The sequence below is a fragment of the Myroides sp. LoEW2-1 genome, assembly GCF_009767705.1.
GTDB lineage: Bacteria > Bacteroidota > Bacteroidia > Flavobacteriales > Flavobacteriaceae > Flavobacterium > Flavobacterium album_A.
Window position 1 is genome coordinate 40,535 of sequence record NZ_WSPP01000002.1, and the last position, 6,675, is coordinate 47,209.

Genomic DNA, 6,675 nt, shown 5'->3' on the forward strand with positions numbered 1-6,675 from the left:
TTTCTCGAAGAAAGGTGCAAGAAAGGTGCAAGAAAAGTGAGTGCAACACGCAAGCAATCTCCACGCGAATTGGTGTCAAACTATGGAGTACTTGAAGCTTTACTTGTATGAGGTGTGGCATCATAAGCAATATATTCGTAAAATAGGAACTAATAGAAGCGCTTATTTGTAGTGTAAAACGAGTCAGATAAAGTAAGAAGGGAGTTATATTTTGTTCTCTAAGACTAACTTAGCTGTGTATTTAGTGGTATGTATGTTTAGAAGGTCTTAAAACGAGAAAAGGCAATTACGATAAAAGTATAATTAGGTATAAAATAGTAAAAAAGTTTAAACAAAATCATAAAATTTATATATATAATCTGTTGAGTTCTAAAATAGAGAAAATAAATTTTCCTATGTAAAGTAGATGTGCTACTTTTGTTGCTCCACACTATTGTGGGATATTGAAACAGTCTGTATTTTAAGCGGTCACGCCGCAGATGAAAAGTAAAGTCATATGAAAGAAATTACAAAAGAAGTTTATCTAAAATGGTATGAAGACATGCTGTTTTGGAGAAAGTTTGAAGACAAACTTGCCGCACTATATATTCAACAAAAAGTTAGAGGATTCTTACATTTATATAATGGGCAAGAAGCTGTTTTAGCTGGAGCTTTACATGCAATGGATTTGTCAAAAGACAAAATGATTACGGCATACAGAAATCACGTTCAGCCTATAGGATTAGGTGTTGACCCAAAAAGAATCATGGCTGAGTTATTAGGAAAAGCAACTGGTACTTCACAAGGTTTAGGAGGATCAATGCATATCTTTTCGAAAGAGCACCGCTTTTATGGAGGACACGGAATCGTAGGAGGACAAATTCCTTTAGGAGCAGGGTTAGCATTTGCAGATAAGTATTTTGACCGCAACGCAGTAACTATGTGTTATTTTGGAGATGGTGCTGCTCGCCAAGGTTCATTACATGAGACATTCAATATGGCTATGAACTGGAAATTGCCAGTAGTATTCTGTATCGAGAACAATGGATATGCTATGGGTACATCAGTAGAGCGTACAGCAAACCATACAGATATATGGAAATTAGGTTTAGGTTATGAAATGCCTTGTGGACCTGTTGATGGGATGAATCCTGTGAAGGTTGCAGAAGCGATGTACGAAGCTATTGAAAGAGCTCGTCGTGGAGATGGACCTACATTATTGGAAATAAAAACGTATCGTTATAGAGGACACTCAATGTCTGATGCTCAACATTATCGTACGAAAGATGAAGTTGAGGAGTACAAAAAAATCGACCCTATTACTCAAGTGTTAGATGTTATCAAAGCAAATAACTATGCTACACAAGAGGAAATAGAAATCATGGATCAAAGAGTAAAAGATCTTGTATCTGAGTGTGAGAAATTCGCAGAAGAGTCTCCATTCCCAGATAAGAATGTTATGTATGACGTAGTATACGAACAAGAAAATTATCCTTTTTTACCTCATAGATTATAATAAAATAATATGGCAGAAGTAATTACAATGCCACGCTTAAGCGACACGATGACAGAAGGTGTTGTTGCGGCATGGTTAAAGAAAGTTGGAGACAAGATTTCAGAAGGAGATATCTTAGCTGAAATTGAAACAGATAAAGCAACAATGGAGTTTGAATCTTTCCATTCAGGTACATTGTTATATATTGGATTACAAGAAGGAGAATCTGCACCTGTAGACTCTTTATTGGCTATTATTGGAAATGAAGGTGAAGATATATCTTCTTTAATCAATGGAGGAGGTGCTAAAGCTACAACTGCTGTAGTGAAAGAAGAAGCTACTCCCAGTGCTGAAACATCAAAACCTGTTTCAAAAACTACTGAACTTCCTGCGGGGGTGAAAATAGTTACTATGCCTCGTCTAAGTGATACAATGACAGATGGTACAGTTGCAACTTGGATTAAGAAAGTAGGAGATAAAGTAGAAGAAGGAGATATTTTAGCAGAGATTGAAACAGATAAAGCAACGATGGAATTTGAAGCTTTTGAATCTGGAACACTTCTTTATGTAGGTATTGAAGAAGGACAATCAGCACCAGTAGATAGTGTACTTGCTATTTTAGGACCTGCGGGAACTGATGTTTCTGCTGTTGTAGAGTCTGTTAAAAATGGTGGTTCTATTGGAGGAGATGTAAAAGAAACAGCTGCTGAGGCTCCAAAAGCTCAAGAGCAAACATCAAATGCTGCTGCAGCTGCAACAACAACATCAAATACAGGTGGTAGAATATTTGTTTCTCCATTAGCGAAGAAGATCGCAGAAGAGAAGGGAATTAACTTAGGAGATGTAAAAGGTAGTGGAGAGAATGGTCGTATTATCAAACGCGATATCGAAAACTTCGTACCAGCTGCAAAAACAGTTTCTACATCAGCACCAGCTGCAGCTACTGCTACAGTGAATGAAGTAAAACCTTTTGTTCCTGCTGGAGAAGTTAGTGTAGAGGAAGTGAAAAACTCTCAAATGCGTAAGACTATTGCGCGTCGTTTAGCAGAGTCTAAGTTTACTGCTCCTCATTACTACTTAACTATAGAAATCGACATGGATAATGCAATAGAATCTCGTAAAGTAATCAATGCTCTACCTGATACTAAAGTATCATTCAATGATATGGTGGTGAAAGCTTGTGCAATGGCATTGCGCAAACACCCACAAGTAAATACACAATGGAGAGATGATGTAACAGTATATAACAACCATATCGCTGTGGGAGTTGCTGTAGCTGTGGAAGACGGATTGGTAGTACCTGTATTGCCTTTCACTGATCAAATGTCATTGACTCATATTGGTGGTAAAGTAAAAGAATTGGCTGGAAAAGCTAAATCTAAAAAACTTACACCAGCTGAAATGGAAGGAAGTACTTTTACTGTATCTAACTTAGGTATGTTTGGTATTCAATCTTTCACTTCAATCATTAACCAACCGAACTCTGCAATTTTATCAGTAGGTGCTATTGTTGAGAAACCTGTTGTGAAAAACGGACAGATTGTTGTTGGTAATACGATGACAGTTACATTAGCTTGTGATCACAGAACTGTTGATGGAGCTACAGGAGCTCAATTCTTACAAACTCTTAAGAGTTATATAGAGAATCCTGTAACTATGCTTGCATAAGCAGTTTGTTTTAAGATAATTTGAAGTCCCGTCTTTTTTGTAAAGACGGGACTTTTATGTTCTATTTATTTGTAAAAAAACTAATAAGTATAATGGCTTATGTACGCTATATGAGGTTGGATTTTTGTATTTTTGATTAAATTTTTGAGAAATGAGAGTTTTAGGATTATTTATGTGTTTGTTATTGCTTAGCTGCGGTGGAGTAAAACAACCTGCTAAAGCGGATGTTAGTGCAAACATGAAGAATATTGAGGAGACAGTATATTTCCTTGCAAGTGATGAGATAAAAGGGAGAAATACCAGTACGTATGAGAATCAAGTAGCTGCTAAGTATTTAGCTGATAAATTGAATGAATATCACATCAAACCGTTTTTTACGTCTTATAACGATACTTTATCTACAATAAAAGATACTTGGAATGTTGTTGGTGTAATCGAAGGTACTGACAAAGAACTGGCAAGTGAATATGTTGTTTTGGGAGCGCATTACGATCATATAGGAATTGTATCTAAGTTAGTAGAAGGTGATTCTATTGCCAATGGCGCAAATGACAATGCCGCTGGGACTGCAATTTTATTAGAGTTATCGAGAAACTTAGCTAAGCTTAAAGAAAGTAAAAGAAGTGTGATCATTGCCTTTTTTACAGCAGAAGAAATAGGATTAGTGGGCTCAAAACACTTAGCTACTCGATTGAAAGAGGCTAATGTAAATGTCGTTTCGATGTTGAATTTCGAAATGCTTGGTTTATCTATGAATCGCGATTATATGGCTTATTTGACTGGGTACGATTTATCTACTTTAGCAGAGCGATTAAATCACTATGCTGGTGAAGCTTTGGTAGGGAAATTAGAGAAAGCTGAGGAATACCAACTATTCAAACGTTCGGACAATTATCCTTTCTACGAAGCGTTTAAGATACCAAGTCAAACTTTCAGTTCATTTGATTTTGAGAACTATGAGTACTATCACCATGTAAAGGACGAAGCTCATTTGATGAACTACGAGTTTATGACTGAGTTTACCAATAAAGTAATTCCTGTAGTGAGTAAAGTGATTAACGCTCCACAGGGAGAAATAAGAATGAAATAGTATAGAATGAAAAATATTATTGTAACTGGTACAAGTAGAGGTATCGGTTTAGAATCTGTGAAGATATTTGCTGCAATGGGTTACCAAGTGTTAGCGATTTCGAGAAAAATATCAACTGAATTAAGTACCCTTGAGAATGTACATTGTCTTTCAGTTGACCTTACAAAAGAAGATGATCTAAAGCAAGTTTGTGAATTTATAGAACAAAGATGGGCTGGTAAAGTCGATATCTTGGTGAATAATGCAGGTAAACTTATCAATAAACCATTTGAAGAATTGACCAAAGAGGATTTCTTAGAAGTTTATAATGTCAATGTATTTGGAGTTGTAGGTCTTGTACAAGTTTGTATACCGTTTATGTCTGTAAATAGTCATGTGGTAACGATCAGTAGTATGGGAGGTGTGCAAGGAGCAATGAAGTTTGGTGGACTTGCTGCTTATAGTTCAAGTAAAGGGGCTGTGAGTATATTGAGCGAGCTATTAGCAGAGGAATATAAAGATAGAGGTATATCATTTAATGTTATTGCTTTAGGAGCTGTGCAGACTGAGATGTTAGAGGAAGCTTTCCCTGGCTATCAAGCACCATTAATGCCTGAAGAAATGGCGGAGTATATCTGTGATTTCGCCTTGAACGGAAATAAATATTTTAATGGTAAAGTACTGCAAGCATCGAGTACAACACCATAAATTAGATTGATTTGATAGAGAAGTTAAAACCATATTTACCTGAACACGCTGTCGAGCCCGTTTTTGAGTTGATTAAAGCATATCAAATACACTTAAAAATCGTGAATGAACGCGTTACAAGACATGGGGATTATACAAGGAGGTATGATGGCAAGCATTTGATAACAGTAAATGCAAACCTTAATCCATATCGTTTCTTGATGACGCTAATACACGAGATAGCTCATTTGGTAGCTTATCAAAAGTATGGGGGGCGTATTAAGCCACATGGGGTAGAATGGAAGTCAACTTTTCAATTGTTAATGGTACCTTTTATACGGCCTGAAGTCTTTCCAAATAAGTTATTGCCTTTATTGGCTAATCACTTTAGAAATCCCACAGCGAGTAGTGATACAGATGATAGATTATCTATCGCTATGCGTATGTATGATAAACAGGAGAAAGGAGATCATGTGTGTTTCGTTTACGAGATACCTTTGGGCAGTCATTTTAGAATTAGAAATGGCAAGATATTTAAACGTGGACCATTGCGAATAAAGAGATTTGAGTGTCAAGAAGTTTCTACGGGTTTATTATACACTTTTAAAGCAAATGCAGAAGTGGAATTGTTGACCCATTATGTTGTAAAAAGATAAGTAAATATATGAGTTCGAATTATTATGCTGTTGTAATGGCTGGTGGAGTTGGGTCGCGCTTTTGGCCAGTAAGTACTCCTGATTTTCCAAAACAGTTTCATGATATGTTAGGTACGGGGGATACATTGATCCAGAAGACCTTTAAAAGGCTTTCTCTTTTGATCCCTAAAGAGAACATCTTAATCCTAACACACGAAAACTATAGAGATATTGTACGAGAGCAATTGCCATCAGTAGAGTTAGAGAATATAATTCTTGAACCCGCTATGCGTAATACGGCACCTTGTATTTTATATGCAGCAATGAAGATTAAGAAGATTAATCCTGATGCTGTTATGGTGGTAGCGCCAAGTGATCACTGGATTGAAGATGAAGTGCAGTTTATCAGTAATTTACAGCGTACATTTGATGTTTGTGAGAGAGATAGGGTATTGATGACTTTGGGTATATTACCTACGTTTCCCAATACTGGATATGGATATATCGAATTCAATAAGCTGGATTCACGACCGATTAAGAAAGTTGTACAATTTAGAGAGAAGCCAGATTATGTGACTGCGCGAAAGTTTATTCAAAGTCGTCATTTTCTTTGGAATGCAGGGATATTCGTATGGAGTGTACAAGCTATTATAGAGGCTTTTTCTGAGTTTCAACCCAAGATGATAGAGTTATTTAACAAGGGGAATGATTTGTATAATACAAATGGTGAAAAGTCCTTTATTAACGAACATTATCCTTTGGCAGAGAATATCTCTATTGATTATGCTATCATGGAAAAGGCAAATAACGTCTATGTCTTACCTGCAACATTTGATTGGAATGACTTAGGTACTTGGGGGTCTTTATACGATAAGTTACCGAAAGATTGCTCAGAGAATGCAGTAGTGAATGCTAAGGCATTTTTTAATAATGCTACGAATAATATTGTTCGAACAGATAGTGATAAGCTTGTAGTGGTGGACGGATTAAGTGATTATATTATCGTAGATAAAGAAGGAGTTTTGCTTATTTACCCTAAAAAGAAAGAACAGGAGATAAAGACAGTAAGTCACTATATTGAAGATAAGTTAAAAGAGGAAAACAAATAAGGTTTATAAAAAGTAAAAGGGATTGACAATTGT

The 6,675-nt window shown here is 36.1% G+C and carries 6 protein-coding genes; all 6 read left to right on the forward strand.

The window, feature by feature from the left end:
- Positions 1-496: 496 nt before the first annotated feature.
- The 6 genes from pdhA (at position 497) to GOQ24_RS00275 (ending at position 6,642) form a co-directional block, all read left to right on the forward strand.
- Complete coding sequence (pdhA, locus tag GOQ24_RS00250; RefSeq protein ID WP_155091317.1) at positions 497-1,495, forward strand: pyruvate dehydrogenase (acetyl-transferring) E1 component subunit alpha; 999 nt, start codon at positions 497-499, stop codon at positions 1,493-1,495.
- A 9-nt stretch (positions 1,496-1,504) separates the two neighbouring features.
- Positions 1,505-3,142, forward strand: coding sequence for a pyruvate dehydrogenase complex dihydrolipoamide acetyltransferase (locus GOQ24_RS00255; RefSeq protein ID WP_155091318.1), 1,638 nt, complete (start codon positions 1,505-1,507; stop codon positions 3,140-3,142).
- A 151-nt stretch (positions 3,143-3,293) separates the two neighbouring features.
- Positions 3,294-4,232 (forward strand): M20/M25/M40 family metallo-hydrolase, encoded by a 939-nt coding sequence (locus GOQ24_RS00260; protein ID WP_155091319.1) that lies wholly within the window; start codon positions 3,294-3,296, stop codon positions 4,230-4,232.
- 6 nt (positions 4,233-4,238) lie between these two features.
- Positions 4,239-4,919, forward strand: a complete 681-nt coding sequence (locus GOQ24_RS00265; RefSeq protein WP_155091320.1) for an SDR family NAD(P)-dependent oxidoreductase — start codon at positions 4,239-4,241, stop codon at positions 4,917-4,919.
- A gap of 11 nt (positions 4,920-4,930) precedes the next feature.
- Complete coding sequence (locus GOQ24_RS00270; RefSeq protein ID WP_155091321.1) at positions 4,931-5,554, forward strand: SprT-like domain-containing protein; 624 nt, start codon at positions 4,931-4,933, stop codon at positions 5,552-5,554.
- A gap of 8 nt (positions 5,555-5,562) precedes the next feature.
- Positions 5,563-6,642: a mannose-1-phosphate guanylyltransferase gene (locus tag GOQ24_RS00275; RefSeq protein WP_155091322.1), complete on the forward strand. Its 1,080-nt coding sequence runs from the start codon at positions 5,563-5,565 to the stop codon at positions 6,640-6,642.
- Positions 6,643-6,675 lie beyond the last annotated feature (33 nt).